Here is a 17,630-nt window from a genome sequence, read left to right as displayed (position 1 = left end):
ACTGCTCAGTCCTTATAGGACGTCGGTTCCGTCCACCCGGATGTACACCGGGTCTCCCGTCCGCTTCGCCGAAACTGCTGCCTTCGCGGCCCGCATGGCAGCAGTCACCGCCGGAGCAGCAGCATAGGGAAAGAACAGCAGCGTCCGGTAGCGGCCGCCGGAGCCGCCCAGCTGTCCGTCCCGGTGAACGGGTGCGGGGCCGGGTGGATCCTCCAGCGGTGCCGGCCCCACCACACGGGCCTCCGGCGGCAGGTCCAGCCGCGGCACAAAGGCGCTGAGTGCCTCGCGGGAGCCGGTGAGTTCGGCATACCTCACCGCTGGCGGCAGGCCCAGTGCCCGGCGCAGCTCCAACTCCCGTTCAGCGGCGCCGGCCGGGTCCCAGCGCAGCAGGTGGCCCACCGTTGACGTGTCGTCGGCAGTGACTACCACCAGCCCCTTGTCTCCGGCGGGCCGGACCAGGGCTGCCGCGCTGAACCAGCGCCGCAGCGTCTCCTCCCCCGCGCGCAGGGATTCCCGCGACATCATGGCGTTGCCGTCCAGCAGCACGGCGGCCGCATAGCCCCCGGCTGCCACCGGCTCGGCCCCCGGCGTCGCCACCACCAGTGCCGGGGCATCGGAAACCTCGGCCCGGACATGGTCCCCGGCAGAAGATATCACCGTGACCGAGGGGAAGGCCCGGCCGAGTTCCTCTGCCGTCCGTCCGGCACCGGCCGCAGATCCGCGCAGCCGGGTGCCGCCGCAGTTTCCGCAGCTCCACCTTGGTTCCGGGCGCCCGCACCAGCGGCAGGCCGGTACGCCGTTGCGGCTGGCCAGGCCCAGCGGTCCTGCACAGGCCCGGCAGCGCGCCGGTTCCCGGCACTCCTGGCAGGACAGTGCCGGCGAGAAGCCGCTGCGGGCCACCTGCACCAGCACCGGGCCCCGGGTCAGACCGTCCTGGGCCGCCTTCCAGGCAGCGTGCGGAATCCGGGCGCGGGCCGCCAGCGGATCACGTTCCATGTTGAAGGAATCCGCGGTGCTGACCACGCGCGGAGCCAGTTGGCGCACAGTGCTGCGGTCAGCCGCGATGCTCGCAGCCCATCCGCTGGCCACCAGCCGCTGGGCTTCGGTGCTGCGTGAGTGCGAGGCCAGCAGCAGTGCGGTGTTTTCCGCGGCCGCACGCAGCAGCAGGACATCGCGCACGTGCTGGTAGGGCGCACGCTGTTCGGCGTGGAGGTCATCGGCGTCGTCCCAGATCACCGCAAGTCCCAGGTTGCGCACCGGCGCGTAGGCGGCCGACCGGGTGCCGATCACCACCTGCACATCCCCGTGCAGGACCTTCAGGAAAGCGCGGTAGCGCGGCGTTGCGCCGTCGTCGGCCGTCAGCCGCACAAAGGCAGCGGCGCCGATGCGCGCTGCCAGTGCGGTTTCCAGCCGGGCCAGGTCCTTGGCATCGGGCACGACGACGACGGCGCCGCGCCCGGAGAGCAGGGTGGACTGTACCGCCGCGGCAATTTCCTCCGGCCATGCCCCGGGGCCGTAACCGCCCAGTGAAGACAGCACGGCGCGCGGGCTGTGTCCGGCCGCCAGGTGGGTCAGGAAACGCGGACCATGGGCATACCGGGCCCAGGGATTGGGTCCGGAGCCTTCGGGGCCGTCCGGCGCGTCGGCGCCCGCCTCCGCAGCCTCGCGTGCCTGCGGGGTGAATTCCTTTTCCACGCGTGCGGCGCGCGGCGGAACGGCCACCCGCAGCACATCGTGGACGGTGCCGGAATAGCGGGCCGCCACTGCCTCGGCAAGCTGCAGGATCTGCGGTGCCAGGACCGGCTGCGGGGACACGACTTTGCCCAGCGGAACCAGTCGTGCGGAGGTGTCCGCTTCGGCGGTGCGCTCGATAATGAAGCCGGGCAGCTCCTGCCCGCCGAAGCGGACCTTCACCCGGGCGCCGGGCACGGCGTCCCGGTCCAGGTCCGCCGGGACCAGATAATCGAACGGCCGGTCCAGGTGCGGCAGCGGTGAATCCAGCAGCACCCGCGCTATGGGCAGCTCGGGTGCCGTCGGCTGCGTGCCCAGGCTCCGGGCCGGGGCAACAAAACCGTGCAGCAGGGACAGCTGCCCGTTGTCTCCGGCGGGATCCTGGCGCATCGCAGCCTCCGGGCTAGGCGTTGAAGTAGCTGCGGAGGGCTCCGACCTTGTCCTTGCGCTCCCAGGTGAATTCCGCATCCTCGCGGCCAAAGTGGCCGTTGGCGGCTGTCTTCTGGTAGATCGGGCGCTTCAGGTCCAGGGCGTTGATGATGCCCAGCGGCCGCAGGTCAAAGACTTCGTGGATGGCGTCGGCAATGCGGGCCGGGTCCACCGTTTCCGTGCCGAACGTTTCCACGTAAATGCCCACGGGGTGTGCCATCCCGATGGCGTAGGCCACCTGGATCTCCGCGCGGCGGGCGAGTCCGGCCGCCACCACGTTCTTGGCCACCCAGCGCATGGCGTAGGCCGCGGAGCGGTCCACCTTGGACGGGTCCTTGCCGCTGAACGCACCGCCGCCGTGCCGGGCAAAGCCGCCGTAAGTGTCCACGATGATCTTGCGTCCGGTCAGGCCGGCGTCTCCCACCGGACCGCCGATGACGAACGGGCCGCCCGGGTTCAGGATGTGCTTGACCTTGGAGGTGTCCAGCTCGGTTCCGGCCAGGACCGGTTCAATGACGTGGAGGGCGAGGTCTTCGCGCAGCTGCTCCAGCTCGACGTCGGCGGCATGCTGGGAGGAGATGACCACGGAATCCACCGAGACCGGGCGGTCGCCGTCGTATCCGATGGTGACCTGGGTCTTGCCGTCCGGGCGGAGGTAGTCCAGCGTGCCGTCCTTGCGGACGGCCGTGAGCCGTTCGGAGAGCCGGTGTGCCAGCCAGATGGGGGTGGGCATGTACACGGAGGTCTCATCCGAGGCGTAGCCGAACATGATGCCCTGGTCCCCTGCGCCCTGGGCGTCGAGGGGGTCGGACGTGCCGGCCCGGTTCTCCACGGAGTTGAAGACGCGCGAGGCGATTTCCGGGGACTGCTGGCCAATGGAGACCGAGACGCCGCAGCGGGCTCCGTCGAAGCCGTTGGCGGAGGAGTCGTAGCCGATGCCCAGGATGGTGTCCCGGACGAGCTGCGGGATTTCCACGTAGCCCTCGGTGGTTACCTCACCGGCAACATGGACCAGGCCGGTGGTGACCAGGGTCTCCACTGCTACGCGGGACTCGGGGTCCACCTTGAGCATGCCGTCCAGGATGGCGTCACTGATCTGGTCACAGATTTTGTCCGGATGACCCTCGGTGACGGATTCCGAGGTGAATAGGCGCAGCCCGTCGCGGGCAGCCGAAAGTGCTGAAGTATCTGGGGAAGTCACGGGATTTACTCTACTGGTTCCGGGCCGGGTCCTCCGAATGGGGGCGGGAAGGCTGTGGACCGGCAGGCCCGGGCGGGAAAGCTCAGCTGACGGCAGGGACTGCTTGAAACTCCTGCTCGACGCGGGCAATGATCCTGCGCGCCACGTCGGATTTGGTGCCGGTGTAGGTGGCCGGCGGAGCAGTCTCGGAATCCTGCGGTGAAAGCAATGTCACTTCGGTGCTGTCCTGGCCAAAGACCAGGGAGGTTCCCACCCGGTTGAGCACCAGGAGGTCACAGCCCTTGCGGAGCAGTTTCTGCCGGCCGTAGTCCAGGACGTCGGCGCTGCCGTCTCCGGTTTCTGCGGCAAAGCCCACGATCAGTGCCGGACGGGCCGGTCCTCCGTTCGCTGCACGGTGCTGGACGGCTTCGGCCAGGATGTCCGGGTTGCGGATCAGGGTGATGACCGGATCCGCGCCGTCGTCGCGCTTTTTGATCTTGGTGTCGGAGAGGGAGTCGGGGCGGAAATCCGCCACTGCGGCCGCCATGATCAGCACATCCGACTCGGGGGCGGCGGCGTGCACGGCGTCGCGCAGTTCCAGGGCCGTTTCCACGCGGATGAGTTCAACGCCGCCTGGGGCGGGAACATCCATGTGCGCAGCGATGAAACGGACATGCGCTCCGGCGTCGAGGGCTGCTTGGGCGAGGGCAGCGCCCTGCTTGCCGGAGGAGCGGTTGCCCAGGAAACGGACGGGGTCCAGCGGTTCGCGGGTGCCGCCTGCTGTGATGGTGACGGTTTTGCCGCTCAGCGGACCGGGCGCGGATTCCGGCACGGCCGGCAGGGGGTTTACCGCAGCCATGGCAGCGGCAAAAATGTCTTCGGGGTCCGGCAGGCGTCCGGCCCCGGAGTCCTTGCCGGTGAGGCGCCCCACACCGGGTTCCATCACCAGGGACCCCCGCGTGCGCAGGGTCTGGACGTTGGCACGGGTGGCGGGATGCGCCCACATTTCCGTGTGCATGGCGGGCGCAAAAAGGACCGGTCCGCGTGCCATGAGCAGGGTATTGGTGAGCAGGTCGTTGGCCTGCCCGGAGGCCGCCCGGGCCAGCAGGTCTGCGGTGGCCGGAGCCACCACAATGAGGTCTGCCTCGTGTCCGAGCCGGACGTGGTTGACCTTCTCCACTTCATCAAAAACCGAACTGGAGACGGGGTTGCCGGACAATGCCTCCCAGGTGGCCACGCCGACGAACCGCGTGGAGGCTTCCGTGGGAATCACTGAGACGTTATGTCCGGCTTCAGTGAAAAGACGCAGCAGCGACGCGGACTTGTAGGCGGCGATGCCGCCGCCCACACCCAAAACTATGCGCACCGCTGCTGCTCCTGACCCTGACCGCTCGGGTCAGCTTTTACTGGTGTTTACCGGCGACGTTATTCGGCGGATTCCACGGGGCGGCTGACCAGCATGCCCTCGTTGATTTCGCGCAGGGCGATGGACAGCGGCTTCTCGTTCAGCTTGGTTTCCACGAGCGGGCCAACGTACTCGAACAGGCCTTCGTGCAGCTGGGAGTAGTAAGCGTTGATCTGGCGTGCGCGCTTGGCGCCGTAGATGACCAGCGCGTACTTCGAGTCAGCTACGTTCAGCAGGTCGTCGATCGGCGGGTTGATGATGCCTTCAGACACAGTAGACACAGATTCTCCAAAATTCTTGATACGGGATATTGCGGTACGTCAGCGCGGACGCGGACTGATTCCCATGAGTGATACAAGCTCAGCTGCTGCCCGCTGGACGTCATCATTTACCACGGTGTGATCGAACTCGGGCTCGGCAGCAAGCTCCAGTTTAGCGGTTTCCAGCCGCTGCTGCTGTTCTTCGGGCGTTTCAGTGCCGCGTCCCACCAGCCGGCGGACCATTTCGTCCCACGACGGCGGAGCAAGGAACACGAAATTGGCCTCCGGCATGGTCTTTTTGACCTGCCGTGCACCCTGCAAATCAATTTCCAGGAGCACGGACCGGCCTTCGGCCATGGCCGACTCTACCGTGCTGCGCAGCGTGCCGTAACGGTTGCGGCCGTGGACCACGGCCCACTCCAGCATTTCGCCCTTTTCCACCAGGGAATCAAATTCCTCCGGGGACACGAAGAAGTAATGCACCCCATGCTCTTCCCCGGGACGCGGCGGCCGGGTGGTGGCGGAAACGGACAGCCACACCTCCGGGTAATTGTCCCGAATGAACGTGGACACCGTGCCTTTGCCAACTGCGGTTGGACCTGCCAGGACTGTCAGCCGCGGTTGCGACACTGAGGACCTTCTTTGCTCTCGTTGTGGTTCGGCCCCGGGGGTGCGGGCCGCAGCGAAGCGCGGCCCTAGTCGGATGCCAAAAGTTCTATCAGCGCCTTGCGCTGGTGGATGCCCAGACCGCGCACTCGGCGGGTCGGAGCAATGCCTACGGTATTCATTATTCCAGCTGCGCGGCGCTCTCCGACGCCAGGCAGCGCCCGAAGCAGGTCCACCACCTTCAGCCTGCCCACGGCTTCCTCCGAAGAGCGGGACAAAATGACCTCTTCGACGGACATTTCTCCGGTCTTGATCTTGGCCTTAATGTCGGCCCGAACGGACCTGGCGGCGGTGGCCTTTTCGCGCGCCTTGGTGCGTTCATCTTCAGTCAGTGGCTTGAGGTTCAAGAGACCCTCCCGGGCGGAGACCGGCCCGGCACTGCGGCACGTGGCGCAGCTGCGGTGCTGGGGCGGTGCTTGGTGTATGGGGGTACGGTCTGAACCGTAGCCGCAACCGAACCGCAATTGCAACGTGCCGCACTACCCGATCCGCGCCTCATGCGGGGCCGCACAAGGCATTGCGGCCCCGCATGCACGCTACCGGGCCAGTTCCTCCCGGGTCCGGCGGGCGGCGTCCCGCAGGGCGGCCGGTTCCGGTCCGGCCTTCAGGATGTCCCGGCTGGAGGTAGCCAGGACGTTGGGGTAGGCCGCGGCGAAGGTGGCCGCCAGATCCGCTGCGGTGGCACCCTGGGCGCCGAGCCCGGGCGCGAGGATCGGCGTGTGTGCCGCAGCCAGATGGATGCCCAGTTCCGCCAGCGCTGTTCCCACCGTTGCGCCAATTACCAGTCCGGTGGAACCCAGGCGCGGATTTGCAGAGGCCGCTCCTGATGCCGGGCCGGAAGGATCCCCGGCAGCGGATGCAGAGGCAGCGGCGGCTGCCCGTCCCAGTTCACGGCTGTTTTCAGCTGCGGCCGCGTTCACGATCCGGGCCGCCACGGAGTGGTCACCGCCCACGTGCTGCACCGACCGGCCTTCGGGGTTGGACGTCAGCCCCAGGACGAATACTCCGCGCCCGGTTGCCTGGGCCAGATCCAATGCGGGGCGCAGCGACTCGAACCCCAGGTACGGGCTGACGGTGAGGGCGTCTGCGGCCAGGGCGGAGCCGTCCCGCAGCCAGGCATCCGCGTAGGCAGCCATGGTGGAACCGATGTCTCCGCGCTTGGCGTCGGCAATGCTCAGCACGCCTGCCTCCGAGCAGGCGGCCAGCACCCGCTCCAGGGCGGCCAGCCCCGCGGAGCCGTGGCGTTCAAAGAGGGCCACCTGCGGCTTCACTGCCGCAACCTGCTCCCCCACCGCTGCCAGGACGGTGAGGGAGAAGCGCTCCAGGGCGGCGGCGTCGTCGTTCAGCCCCCAGGCGGCCAGCAGCGCCGGGTGCGGGTCAATACCCACGCACAGCTGGCCGCGGACGTCCATGGCCTGCTGCAGCCGGATGCCGAAGGACGCCCGCGCCGGCTCAGGCAGCTCAGGCTCAGGCACCGGATGAAGCCTTGAGCTTGGCGGCGTGCTCCTGCAGGGAGGTGACGTCCCATTCGTAGGAGCGCATGGCTTCAATCGCCTGCACGGCAGCGCCGAATTCGGAAACCGTAGTCACCACCGGGCAGCCGATGGACGTGGCGGCGGCGCGGATTTCATACCCGTCGCCGCGGGCCTGGCCGCCGGAAGGCGTGTTCACCACCAGGTGGATCTCCCCTGCGGTGATCAGGTCCGCCACGGTGCCTTCGCCGTCGGGGCCGGAGCCCTCACTGACCTTGCGGACCGTGGTGGCCTGGATGCCGTTGCGGCGCAGGACCTCGGCGGTGCCGCCGGTGGAAAGGATCTCAAAGCCCAGGTCCACCATCAGCTTCACCGGCATGATGATGGAGCGCTTGTCCCGGTTTGCCACGGAGACAAATACCTTGCCGCCGGTGGGGAGCGCGGAGTTGGCCGCGGCCTGGGACTTGGCAAAGGCAGTGTCAAAGTACTTGTCAATGCCCATGACTTCACCGGTGGAGCGCATTTCCGGGCCGAGCAGGGAATCCACCACGGTGCCTTCGGGGGTGCGGAAGCGGCTGAAGGGCAGTACGGCTTCCTTCACGGCCACCGGGGCGTCCAGCGGCAGGACGGAGCCGTCACCCACGGGGAACAGCTTGCCGGCCGCTCGCAGCTCCGCGATGGAGTGCCCGGTACCGATGAGCGCCGCGGCCTTGGCCAGCTGCACGCCGGTGGCTTTGGAGACAAAGGGCACGGTGCGCGAGGCGCGCGGATTGGCTTCGATGACATACAGCACGTCCGAAGCCAGGGCGAACTGGATGTTGATCAGCCCGCGCACTCCCACTCCGGCGGCAATCACGCGGGTGGCTTCACGAACGCGGTCGACGACATCGGTGCCCAGGGTGATCGGCGGCAGGACGCAGGCGGAGTCGCCGGAGTGGATGCCGGCTTCTTCGATGTGTTCCATGATGCCGCCCACGTACAGGTCGGTGCCGTCGAAGAGTGCGTCGACGTCGATCTCGATGGCGTCTTCCAGGAACCGGTCCACCAGGACGGGGTGGTCCGGGGTGATTTCCGTGGCGTTGGCGATGTAGCGCGACAGGTTCGCTTCGTCGTAGACGATTTCCATGCCGCGGCCGCCCAGGACGTAGGACGGGCGCACCAGGACGGGGTACCCGATCTCGTCGGCAATCTTCTTGGCATCGTCGAAGGACACGGCGGTGCCGTTCTTCGGGGCGATCAGCCCGCCCTCGTCGAGGACGTGCTGGAAGGCGCCGCGGTGTTCAGCCAGGTCGATGGCTTCCGGGGAGGTGCCAAGGATGGGCACGCCGGCGTCGGCCAGCGACTGTGCCAGTTTCAGCGGCGTCTGCCCGCCGAGCTGGACGAAGACACCCAGCACTCCCCCGGTGCGCTGCTCGGCCGCAATGACTTCCAGGACGTCCTCAAGGGTCAGCGGCTCAAAGTAGAGGCGGTCGGAGATGTCATAGTCCGTGGACACCGTTTCCGGGTTGCAGTTGATCATGACGGTCTCGTGGCCGGCCTCGCGCAGCGCCATGGTGGCGTGCACGCAGGAGTAGTCAAACTCGATGCCCTGCCCGATCCGGTTAGGTCCGGAGCCCAGGATGATGATGGACGGCTTTTCGTGCTGCGCCACCTCATCCTCCTCGTCATAGGAGGAGTAGTGGTACGGCGTATATGCGGCAAACTCGGCAGCGCAGGTGTCCACGGTCTTGTAGACCGGCCGGATGTCCAGCGCGTGCCGGACCCCGCGGATCACGGCCTCCGGGGTGTTGGTGAGGGCACCGATCTGCTCGTCGGAGAAGCCGTGGCGCTTGGCCAGCCGCAGGATCTCGGCATTCACGGTTCCGGCGCCGCGGATTTCCTCCGCCACCTCGTTGATCAGGACCAGCTGGTCCAGGTACCAGGGGTCGATGCCGGTGGCCTCGTAGAGGTCCTCCACCGTGGCTCCGCCCAGAAGGGCCTGCTGGACCTGCTTGAGCCGGTCCGTCGTCGGCCGCTTGGCGGCCTCGATCAGGGCGGGCACATCTGCGGGATCCACGGGGGCGAAGGACAGCGAGGCGCCCTTCTGCTCCAGGGAGCGCAGCGCCTTCTGCAGGGCTTCACTGAAGTTGCGGCCGATGGCCATGGCTTCGCCCACCGACTTCATGGTGGTGGTCAGCGTGGGGTCGGCGGCGGGGAACTTCTCGAAGGCGAAGCGCGGCACCTTCACCACCACGTAGTCCAGGGTGGGCTCGAAGGAGGCCGGGGTCTTCTGCGTGATGTCGTTCGGGATCTCGTCCAGCGTGTAGCCGAGGGAGAGCTTGGTGGCGATCTTCGCGATGGCGAAGCCTGTGGCCTTGGAGGCCAGCGCCGAGGAACGCGAGACACGCGGGTTCATTTCAATGACGACGACGCGGCCCGTGTCCGGTTCGATGGCGAACTGGATGTTGCAGCCGCCGGTGTCCACGCCCACCTCGCGGATCACGGCGATCGCGATGTCGCGCAGCTTCTGGTACTCGCGGTCCGTCAGCGTCATGGCCGGAGCCACTGTGATGGAGTCCCCCGTGTGCACACCCACCGGATCGAAGTTCTCGATCGAGCAGACAACCACCACGTTGTCATTCTTGTCCCGCATCATCTCCAGCTCGTATTCCTTCCAGCCGAGGATGCTCTCTTCGAGCAGCACCTCGGAGGTGGGGCTGTACTGGATGCCGGCACCGGCGATGCGGCGCAGGTCTTCGGCATTGTAGGCCAGGCCGGAGCCAAGTCCGCCCATGGTGAAGGAGGGACGGACCACCATCGGGTAGCCCAGTTTCTCCGCGGCGGCAAAGGCTTCATCCATGCTGTGCACAATGATGGATTCGGCCGATTCGGCGCCGCAGCGTTCCACCACGCCCTTGAACTTCTCGCGGTCCTCGCCGAGCTCAATGGCGGCAATGTTGGCGCCGATCAGCTCCACGTTGTACTTCTCCAGGACGCCGTTCTTGTCCAGCGCGATGGCCGTGTTCAGCGCGGTCTGCCCGCCAAGGGTGGGAAGGATCGCGTCGGGGCGTTCCTTGGCGATGATCTTTTCCACGATCTCGGGGGTGATCGGTTCAACGTAGGTGGCGTCGGCAAACTCGGGGTCCGTCATGATGGTGGCGGGGTTGGAGTTCACCAGGATGACCCGCAGGCCCTCCTCCTTCAGCACGCGCAGCGCCTGGGTGCCGGAGTAGTCGAATTCAGCGGCCTGGCCAATGACAATCGGACCGGAGCCGATAACCAGGACGGACTTGAGGTCGGTTCTGCGGGGCATTAGTGGGATTCCTTGATCTTGCTGGCGGCCATGAGGTCCACGAAACGGTCGAACAGGTACGCCGAGTCATGCGGCCCGGCGGCGGCTTCAGGGTGGTACTGAACGGAAAAAGCGGGGATGTCCAGGCAGGCCAGGCCTTCCACGACGTCGTCGTTGAGGGACACGTGGCTGACCTCCACCCGGCCGAAGCGGGAAACGGGTGCGGTGACGGGGCCGTCCAGCGGCGCGTCCACGGCGAAGCCGTGGTTTTGGCTGGTGATTTCCACCTTCCCGGTGCGCCGGTCCAGCACGGGCTGGTTGATGCCGCGGTGGCCGTAGCGCAGTTTGTAGGTGCCGAAGCCCAGTGCACGGCCCAGGATCTGGTTGCCGAAGCAGATGCCGAAGAACGGGATGCCGGTGTCCAGCACGTCGCGCAGCAGGTCCACCTGCACATCTGCGGTGGCGGGATCGCCCGGACCGTTGGACATGAACACACCGTCGGCATCCAGCGCCGTGATGTCCGCCAGTGCGGCGGTGGCGGGCAGGACGTGCACGCGCACGCCGCGCTCGGCGAAGCGGACCGGGGTCATGGATTTGATGCCCAGGTCAAGTGCTGCCACGGTGAACCGCGGCTCACCCTCCCAGCCGTGGTCCTTGGGCTCGATGACGTAGGCGGCGTCAACGCTTACTTCCTCGGCAAGGCGGGCGCCGGCCATGGATTCCTGGGCCAGGACGTCGGCGAGCAGCTCGCTGTCCGGGCGGGCGGCGTCGGCTCCGGAAAAGATTCCGGCCTTCATGGCGCCGCGCTCGCGCAGGTGGCGGGTGACGGCACGGGTGTCCACGCCGGAGATTCCGACGACGCCCTGAACGCTCAGTTCCTCGTCCAGGGTTCGCTCGGAGCGCCAGTTCGACGGGCGGCGGGCGGCGTCGCGCACAATGTAGCCGGCCACCCAGATGCGCCGGGATTCGGCGTCGTCGGTATTCACGCCCGTGTTGCCGATGTGCGGCGCGGTCTGCACGACCAGCTGGCGGGCATAGGAGGGATCGGTGATGGTTTCCTGGTACCCGGTCATGCCGGTGGCAAAAACGGCCTCGCCGAGGGCGGTTCCCTGCGCGCCGTAACTGCGGCCGCGGAAGGTTCGGCCGTCTTCAAGCATCAGGACAGCCGGGGTCGGAGCGGATGTGTTTGAGACGGTCACAGTTGTTCCTCGCTTGTTTCTGACGGCTCGGCCGGCAGGATTTCGGTAATTGCTGTTACCAGCGGTGTTTTCTCTTCGGGGGTTCGGTTGCGGAAACCGGTGTCCACTTTGGTGCTGCCCAGCTTCCAGGTAAGGATCACCAGGCCCTCTTTTTCCACGAATTTTCCGGCCATGCCCCGCTCCAGGCGGACGCTCTCCAGGTCTTCGCGGGGAATCCAGAGGTCGGGGGCGCCGCTGCGGACAAACAACAGCCCCTCATCAAAGACGGCGGCGGTGGCATTGGACTTCACGCCCAGCCCGTAGACGGCAATGCGGTCCAGCCAGTCCCCGGCGGTGGTGGTGCAGACGTACTGGCCCAGTGCCTGGAAGCGGGGTACTTCCAGGCCGTCGGGCATCGGCACCGGCCGCGGCACGCCCGCCTGGCGCTGTTGGCGTCCGCGCCAGCTCCAGGCAAAAAGGCCCAGGAGCACCAGGACCAGGGCAAGCGTGCCCAGGGCGAACATCAGGCGATCCATGCGGACTCCTCGGTGGAAACGGGGGAAGGCGTATTCAGGGCGGCAGCCAGGACCGTGGGATGGCCGGCGAAGAACGTCGCCTGCACAACGCCGGGCAGTTCCAGGCCGGCAAACGGTGAGTTGCGTCCCTTTGAAGCCATCCTATGAGGGTCAACCGTCCGCCGCGCAGACGGGTCCACCAATATGACGTTCGCCGGTTCCCCGGCTGCCAGCGGCCGGCCCTGGGTTTTCACCCCGCCAATGAGCGCCGGAGTGATGGAAGTCACCCGGGCGAAGCCCTCCCAGTCCATCAGGCCGGTATCGATCATGGCGTGCTGGACCACTGAGAGCGCGGTTTCCAGGCCGGTCATGCCCATTGCCGCCTGTGCCCATTCGCATTCCTTGTGCTCGGAGGGGTGCGGTGCGTGGTCGGTGCCGACAATGTCGATCGTTCCGTCGGCCAGGCCCCGGCGCAGGGCCTCGACGTCGGCCGCGGTGCGCAGCGGCGGGTTCACCTTGTACACCGGGTCGTAGCTGCGGACCAGGTCGTCGGTGAGCAGCAGGTGGTGCGGGGTGGCTTCAGCGGTGACGTTGATGCCGCGTTCCTTGGCCCAGCGGATGATCTCCACGGAGCCGGCGGTGGACACATGGCACACGTGCAGCCGGGACCCGGTGTGCTGGGCCAGGAGCACGTCCCGGGCAATGATGGATTCCTCGGCCACGGCGGGCCACCCGGCCAGGCCCAGATCGGCGCTGACGTCGCCCTCGTTCATCTGGGCGCCCTCGGTCAGGCGCGGTTCCTGCGCGTGCTGGGCGATCACGCCGTCGAACGCTTTGACGTATTCCAGCGCGCGGCGCATGAGCACGGGGTCGGAGACGCACTTGCCGTCGTCGGAGAACACGCGGACGCGGGCGCGGGAATCTGCCATGGCACCCAGCTCGGCCAGCCGCTCCCCTTCCAGGCCCACGGTGACGGCGCCGACGGGGCGGACGTCCACCCAGCCGGACCGGCGGCCCAGGCTCCAGACCTGTTCCACCACGCCGGCGGTGTCCGCCACGGGGTTGGAGTTGGCCATGGCATGGACAGCAGTGAAGCCGCCCAGCGCGGCGGCGCGGGTGCCGGTTTCCACGGTTTCGGCGTCTTCGCGGCCGGGTTCGCGCAGGTGGGTGTGCAGGTCCACCATGCCGGGCAGGGCAATCAGGCCGGCAGCGTCGATGACGACGGCGTCCTGCGGCGCCTCAAGCGCCGGTCCGACGGCGTCGATCCGTCCGCCCGAAATGAGGATGTCGGCGGTTTCCCTGCCCAGCAGGGAGGCGTTCTGAATCAGGTAGGTGCCCGGGGTTGCCCGGACGTGGGGGGTTGTCACTGTGCGTTCTCCAAGGTGGCGGCGGCAGCGGGGGTGTCCCCGCCTGCCAGCAGAAGGTAAAGGGAGGCCATGCGCACGGACACGCCGTTGCTGACCTGCTCCAGGATGGTGGCCCGGGGCGAGTCGGCGGCACTGGAGGAGATCTCCAGGCCGCGGTTCATCGGTCCGGGGTGCAGCAGGATGGTGTCGGTCAGGCCCAGGGCGTCCAGCCGGCCGAGGCGTACGTCGTCGAAGCCCCAGCGCCGCGAGTATTCCCGGACGGAGGGGAAGAACGCGGAGTGCATGCGTTCGCCCTGCACGCGCAGCATCATGACGGCGTCGGGCCGGGTTTCCAGGGCGGCATCGAGGTCATAGCTGACCTCGCAGGGCCAGGATTCGACGCCGAAGGGCAGCAGGGTGGGCGGCGCCACCAGCGTGACCGATGCGCCGAGCGTGCGCAGCAGCCACAGGTCGGAGCGGGCCACCCGGGAATGCAGCACGTCGCCAACAATGACCACGTGCATGCCGGTGAGGTCGGTGCCGGTGGAGGCCGTGCCGTGCAGCCTGGCCCAGTGCCGGCGCATGGTGAACGCGTCCAGCAGGGCCTGGGTGGGGTGTTCGTGGGTGCCGTCCCCGGCGTTGAGTACGGCGGCGTCGATCCAGCCGGAACTTGCGAGCCGGGCCGGCGCCCCCGAGGAGCCGTGGCGGATGACGACGGCGTCCGCCCCGATGGCAGCCAGGGTCTGCGCGGTGTCCTTCAGCGATTCGCCCTTGGAAACAGAGGAGCCCTTGGCGGAGAAGTTGATGACGTCCGCGGAGAGGCGTTTGGCGGCCGCTTCGAAGGAGATGCGGGTGCGGGTGGAATCCTCGAAAAAGAGGTTGACCACGGTGCGTCCGCGCAGCACCGGCAGCTTTTTCACCTCGCGCTGGGAAACCGCCGCCATCTGCTCGGCGGTGTCCAGGATGGCCAGTGCGTCGGTGCGGCTGAGGTCCCGGGTGGAGAGCAGATGCTTCACGGGGCTGCCTCGATGACCACTTCATCCACAGCCGGATCATCGGTTTCCTGCAGCCGAACGCGGACTTTCTCCGCTGCGGCGGTGGGCAGGTTTTTGCCCACATGGTCAGCGCGGATGGGCAGCTCGCGGTGTCCGCGGTCCACCAGGACGGCCAGCCGGACAATCCGGGGGCGGCCCAGCTCGGTCAGCGCGTCCAGGGCGGCACGGATGGTCCGGCCGGAGTACAGGACGTCATCAACGAGGACCACCACTTTGTCATCAATTCCGGACAGTGGAACCTTGGTGGCGTGCGGTGCACGGGTGGGCTGCCGGGCCAGGTCGTCACGGAACATCGTGACGTCCAGCTGGCCCACTATTGCGCCGGCATCCACTGACGAGTCAGCGGCGGCAATCTTGGCGGCAAGCCGGCGGGCGAGCGGGTAGCCCCGGCGCGGGATCCCCATGAGGACGAGGTCCTCGGCGCCTTTGTTGGCTTCCAGGATCTCATGTGCGATCCGGGTAAGCGCGCGGTCAATATCAGCTGAAGCCAGAACTGTGCGGGCGGGCACGGGTGCGCCCGGCAAGTTGGACAAGTCCATAGTCTGCCTCCTCCTTCCCCGCCTCACAGGACGGAATTTAAAGGGTGAATGCCTGTTCAAGCTATCACGGCAACCGGTGCGCCCGGTGAACTGTTACGCCGAACCGGAAATCCGGAGACCGGGGTGCCAGGGTTCCGGTAGATGCGATTTCAGCCACATGGGGGTCCGCCGACGCGCCGGATCCGGCGCAATGGTGCACCTTCCTTTTATGGTTGGCCTATGACAGGCGGATTTTTATGAGCGGCTACGGTCCCGACCAGTTTCCGGAGCGGGCCAGTGTTCCCTGGACCCCGCCGCCGGCGCAGGTTCCACCCCCGAACCACGGCCCGGTTCCCGTGCAGCCCCTCTGGTCCGCAGCCCCGCGGGGAGGCAGGGGAACCGTCGTCACCGTTGTGCTCATCATCGCCGCCGCCGCCGTGCTGCTGGCGGTGGCCTGGTTCCTGTGGTGGCAGCTGGGAACCGCGGCGTTTGCCCTCTGCGGCATCCTTGCGCTGGTTCCGCTGGGAATCTGCTTGCTGGGGCTGCGCTGGGTGGACCGGTGGGAGCCGGAACCGCGCTCAGCGCTGCTGTTCGCCCTCCTCTGGGGTGCGGGCGTCTCGGTGGGCATCAGCCTGCTGGTCGGGCCTTTCTTTGCCCAGCTCCTGCACCTGCTTCTGCCCGGCATCCTGCCGGAATATATTGGGCCTGTTTTCGAGGCTCCGATCGTGGAAGAAACAGCCAAGGGCCTGGGCGTGCTCATCCTCGTGTTTGTGCGGCGCAGCCACTTCGACGGGCCGGTGGACGGCGTGGTCTATGCCGGGACGGTGGCGGCCGGGTTCGCGTTTACCGAGAACATCCTGTACTTCGGTTCCGCGCTGATCAGCAGCGGCGGCCTGGGCGTGCATCTGGGCTTTGTCTTCGTGCTGCGCGGGATCTTCTCCCCCTTCGCCCACGTCCTGTTCACCTCGGCCCTTGGCCTGGCGCTGGGCTTCGCCGTGCAGCGCGGCGGAAGAGCCCGGATTATCGGCGCATTTTTCGGCGGCCTGGTGGTTGCCGTCCTGGCACACATGTTGTGGAACGGCGGAACGGCGCTGGCCTCCGGCAGCTTCTTTTCCTTCTACTTCCTGCTTCAGGTGCCGTTGTTTGCGCTGGCCGTTACGGGAGTGATCCTGCTGCGCCGCGGGGAGCAGCGCCTGACCCGGCAGCGGCTGGGCGAATACGCGGCGGCCGGGTGGTTCACTCCGCAGGAAGTGCTGATGCTTTCCACCCGTGCCGGCAGACACCAGGCAATGGCATGGGCCTCCGGGTTCGGTGCGGGGCGCACCATGAAGACTTTTATCTCCGATGCCACCCGGCTTGCCCTGACGCGGCAGCAAATTGCCGCCGGCAGGGATGTGCCGGCCAACCAAGCTACAGAACGGACCCTCCTGCATGACGTCACCCGGGCGCGCAGCATGATGCTGGCACGTTCCGCGGCCGCCTATTAGCGTCCGGGCCACTCAGTGGTCATCGCGTGGACAGCAAAAAACCCGTCCGGCTCCCCAAGGGGAGCCGGACGGGTTTTGGGTGCCGGAACCTGCACTGTGCACAGGTTGCGGCCGGTTAGCTCCCGATCAGGCAAGCAGCGAGGGCTTGAGCTGGTGGAGCCGTCCCAGCAGTCCGTTGACGAAAGACGGTGACTCGTCCGTGGACAGGGTCTTGGCGAGTTCAACGGCTTCGCTGATGGCCACCTTGTCCGGGATGTCGTCGTTGTACAGCAGCTCCCAGGCGCCGATCCGCAGGATGATGCGGTCCACGGACGGCATGCGCTCCAGCGGCCAGCCCTGCGAATAGGTGCTGAGGAATTCGTCGATGGTCTCCTGCATGGAGACCACACCCTCCACCAGGTCCATGGTGTAGGGGTTGATCGTCTGATCGGTCTGCTCCCTGCGGGCCTTGATCATGTCAAAGGCTGATGCTGAACGCTGTTCAGCTTCAAACAGAACTTCCAGTGCCCGGGTCCGGGCCTTTGTGCGTGCACTCACTCGTTAACGCGTCCCAAATAATCGCCGTTGCGGGTATCTACCTTGACCTTGGTTCCCTGTTCCAGGAACAGCGGAACCTGGATTTCGTAACCGGTTTCCACGGTGGCGGGCTTGGTGCCGCCGGTGGAGCGGTCGCCCTGCAGGCCCGGCTCCGTGTACGTGATTTCCAGAACCACCGACGGGGGCAGTTCGATGTACAGCGGGGAGCCCTCGTGGATGGCAATGGTGACCATCATGGATTCGAGCATGAAGTTGGCGTTGTCGCCCACGATGGTTCCCGGTACGGTCAGCTGATCGTAGTCGGAGGTGTCCATGAAGACGTAGTCTTCGCCGTCCTGGTACAGGTACTGGTAATCGCGGCGGTCAACGGATGCCGTTTCGATCTTGATGCCGGCATTGAACGTCTTGTCCACTACCTTGCCCGAACGCACGTTACGCATCTTGGTACGGACAAACGCACCACCCTTGCCCGGCTTCACGTGCTGGAACTCGATGATGCTCCAAAGGTTGCCTTCAAGCTTCAGCACGGTGCCGTTCTTGATGTCGTTGGTCGTCGCCACAGTTTCTCTTTCGTTGATTC

At 66.9% G+C, this 17,630-nt stretch carries 16 protein-coding genes; 1 reads left to right on the top strand and 15 read right to left on the bottom strand.

The features are described 5' to 3' along the window. Nucleotides 1–12: 12 nt before the first annotated feature. From ACIQXM_RS05345 to pyrR, 13 genes are all read right to left on the bottom strand, one after another. Nucleotides 13–2,121: a primosomal protein N' gene (locus tag ACIQXM_RS05345; protein WP_400928646.1), complete on the bottom strand. Its 2,109-nt coding sequence runs from the start codon at nucleotides 2,119–2,121 to the stop codon at nucleotides 13–15. Nucleotides 2,122–2,134: 13 nt separating this feature from the next. After that, a complete protein-coding gene (gene metK, locus ACIQXM_RS05340; RefSeq protein ID WP_400928643.1) occupies nucleotides 2,135–3,361 on the bottom strand; it encodes a methionine adenosyltransferase in 1,227 nt (408 codons plus the stop codon). 82 nt (nucleotides 3,362–3,443) lie between these two features. After that, nucleotides 3,444–4,706 carry a bifunctional phosphopantothenoylcysteine decarboxylase/phosphopantothenate--cysteine ligase CoaBC gene (coaBC, locus tag ACIQXM_RS05335; protein ID WP_400928640.1) on the bottom strand — a complete coding sequence of 421 codons (1,263 nt, stop codon included), beginning with the start codon at nucleotides 4,704–4,706 and terminating at the stop codon, nucleotides 3,444–3,446. Between the two features lie 59 nt (nucleotides 4,707–4,765). Then, a complete protein-coding gene (gene rpoZ / locus ACIQXM_RS05330; protein ID WP_152217989.1) occupies nucleotides 4,766–5,026 on the bottom strand; it encodes a DNA-directed RNA polymerase subunit omega in 261 nt (86 codons plus the stop codon). A 39-nt stretch (nucleotides 5,027–5,065) separates the two neighbouring features. Then, entirely contained in the window at nucleotides 5,066–5,635 is a 570-nt protein-coding gene (gene gmk, locus ACIQXM_RS05325; protein WP_400928636.1) for a guanylate kinase, read from the bottom strand. Between the two features lie 65 nt (nucleotides 5,636–5,700). Then, the gene (gene mihF / locus ACIQXM_RS05320) at nucleotides 5,701–6,018 is read right to left on the bottom strand and encodes an integration host factor, actinobacterial type (RefSeq protein WP_400928633.1); all 318 of its coding nucleotides are present in this window, start codon (nucleotides 6,016–6,018) and stop codon (nucleotides 5,701–5,703) included. 189 nt (nucleotides 6,019–6,207) lie between these two features. Then, the gene (gene pyrF / locus ACIQXM_RS05315) at nucleotides 6,208–7,146 is read right to left on the bottom strand and encodes an orotidine-5'-phosphate decarboxylase (protein ID WP_400928630.1); all 939 of its coding nucleotides are present in this window, start codon (nucleotides 7,144–7,146) and stop codon (nucleotides 6,208–6,210) included. After that, on the bottom strand, nucleotides 7,139–10,435 hold the full coding sequence (gene carB, locus ACIQXM_RS05310; protein ID WP_400928627.1) for a carbamoyl-phosphate synthase large subunit: 3,297 nt from the start codon (nucleotides 10,433–10,435) through the stop codon (nucleotides 7,139–7,141). The genes pyrF and carB overlap by 8 nt, the downstream gene beginning before the upstream one ends. After that, nucleotides 10,435–11,571, bottom strand: a complete 1,137-nt coding sequence (gene carA / locus ACIQXM_RS05305; protein ID WP_400929515.1) for a glutamine-hydrolyzing carbamoyl-phosphate synthase small subunit — start codon at nucleotides 11,569–11,571, stop codon at nucleotides 10,435–10,437. Before carA ends, carB begins: the two co-directional genes overlap by 1 nt. A gap of 38 nt (nucleotides 11,572–11,609) precedes the next feature. Continuing rightward, nucleotides 11,610–12,128, bottom strand: a complete 519-nt coding sequence (locus ACIQXM_RS05300) for a hypothetical protein (protein WP_400928625.1) — start codon at nucleotides 12,126–12,128, stop codon at nucleotides 11,610–11,612. Continuing rightward, nucleotides 12,116–13,474: a dihydroorotase gene (locus tag ACIQXM_RS05295; protein ID WP_400928622.1), complete on the bottom strand. Its 1,359-nt coding sequence runs from the start codon at nucleotides 13,472–13,474 to the stop codon at nucleotides 12,116–12,118. Before ACIQXM_RS05295 ends, ACIQXM_RS05300 begins: the two co-directional genes overlap by 13 nt. Next, the gene (locus tag ACIQXM_RS05290) at nucleotides 13,471–14,469 is read right to left on the bottom strand and encodes an aspartate carbamoyltransferase catalytic subunit (RefSeq protein WP_400928619.1); all 999 of its coding nucleotides are present in this window, start codon (nucleotides 14,467–14,469) and stop codon (nucleotides 13,471–13,473) included. Before ACIQXM_RS05290 ends, ACIQXM_RS05295 begins: the two co-directional genes overlap by 4 nt. Then, nucleotides 14,466–15,047 carry a bifunctional pyr operon transcriptional regulator/uracil phosphoribosyltransferase PyrR gene (gene pyrR / locus ACIQXM_RS05285; protein WP_400928616.1) on the bottom strand — a complete coding sequence of 194 codons (582 nt, stop codon included), beginning with the start codon at nucleotides 15,045–15,047 and terminating at the stop codon, nucleotides 14,466–14,468. The genes ACIQXM_RS05290 and pyrR overlap by 4 nt, the downstream gene beginning before the upstream one ends. A gap of 236 nt (nucleotides 15,048–15,283) precedes the next feature. On the opposite strand from pyrR, the gene ACIQXM_RS05280 reads away from it, so the two are divergent. Beyond that, nucleotides 15,284–16,513 carry a PrsW family intramembrane metalloprotease gene (locus ACIQXM_RS05280; protein ID WP_400928613.1) on the top strand — a complete coding sequence of 410 codons (1,230 nt, stop codon included), beginning with the start codon at nucleotides 15,284–15,286 and terminating at the stop codon, nucleotides 16,511–16,513. A 126-nt stretch (nucleotides 16,514–16,639) separates the two neighbouring features. Here the strand turns inward: ACIQXM_RS05280 and nusB are convergent, their stop codons facing one another. Both nusB and efp read right to left on the bottom strand, forming a co-directional pair. Then, nucleotides 16,640–17,050 (bottom strand): transcription antitermination factor NusB, encoded by a 411-nt coding sequence (gene nusB, locus ACIQXM_RS05275; RefSeq protein ID WP_290167614.1) that lies wholly within the window; start codon nucleotides 17,048–17,050, stop codon nucleotides 16,640–16,642. Further along, entirely contained in the window at nucleotides 17,047–17,610 is a 564-nt protein-coding gene (gene efp, locus ACIQXM_RS05270; RefSeq protein ID WP_400928610.1) for an elongation factor P, read from the bottom strand. The genes nusB and efp overlap by 4 nt, the downstream gene beginning before the upstream one ends. Nucleotides 17,611–17,630: the final 20 nt, after the last annotated feature.

The sequence above is a fragment of the Arthrobacter sp. NPDC097144 genome (genome assembly GCF_044762205.1).
Lineage (GTDB): Bacteria > Actinomycetota > Actinomycetes > Actinomycetales > Micrococcaceae > Arthrobacter_B.
The sequence above is the reverse complement of the archived record's forward strand: the minus strand, read 5'-3'. Positions and strand labels throughout refer to the sequence as shown.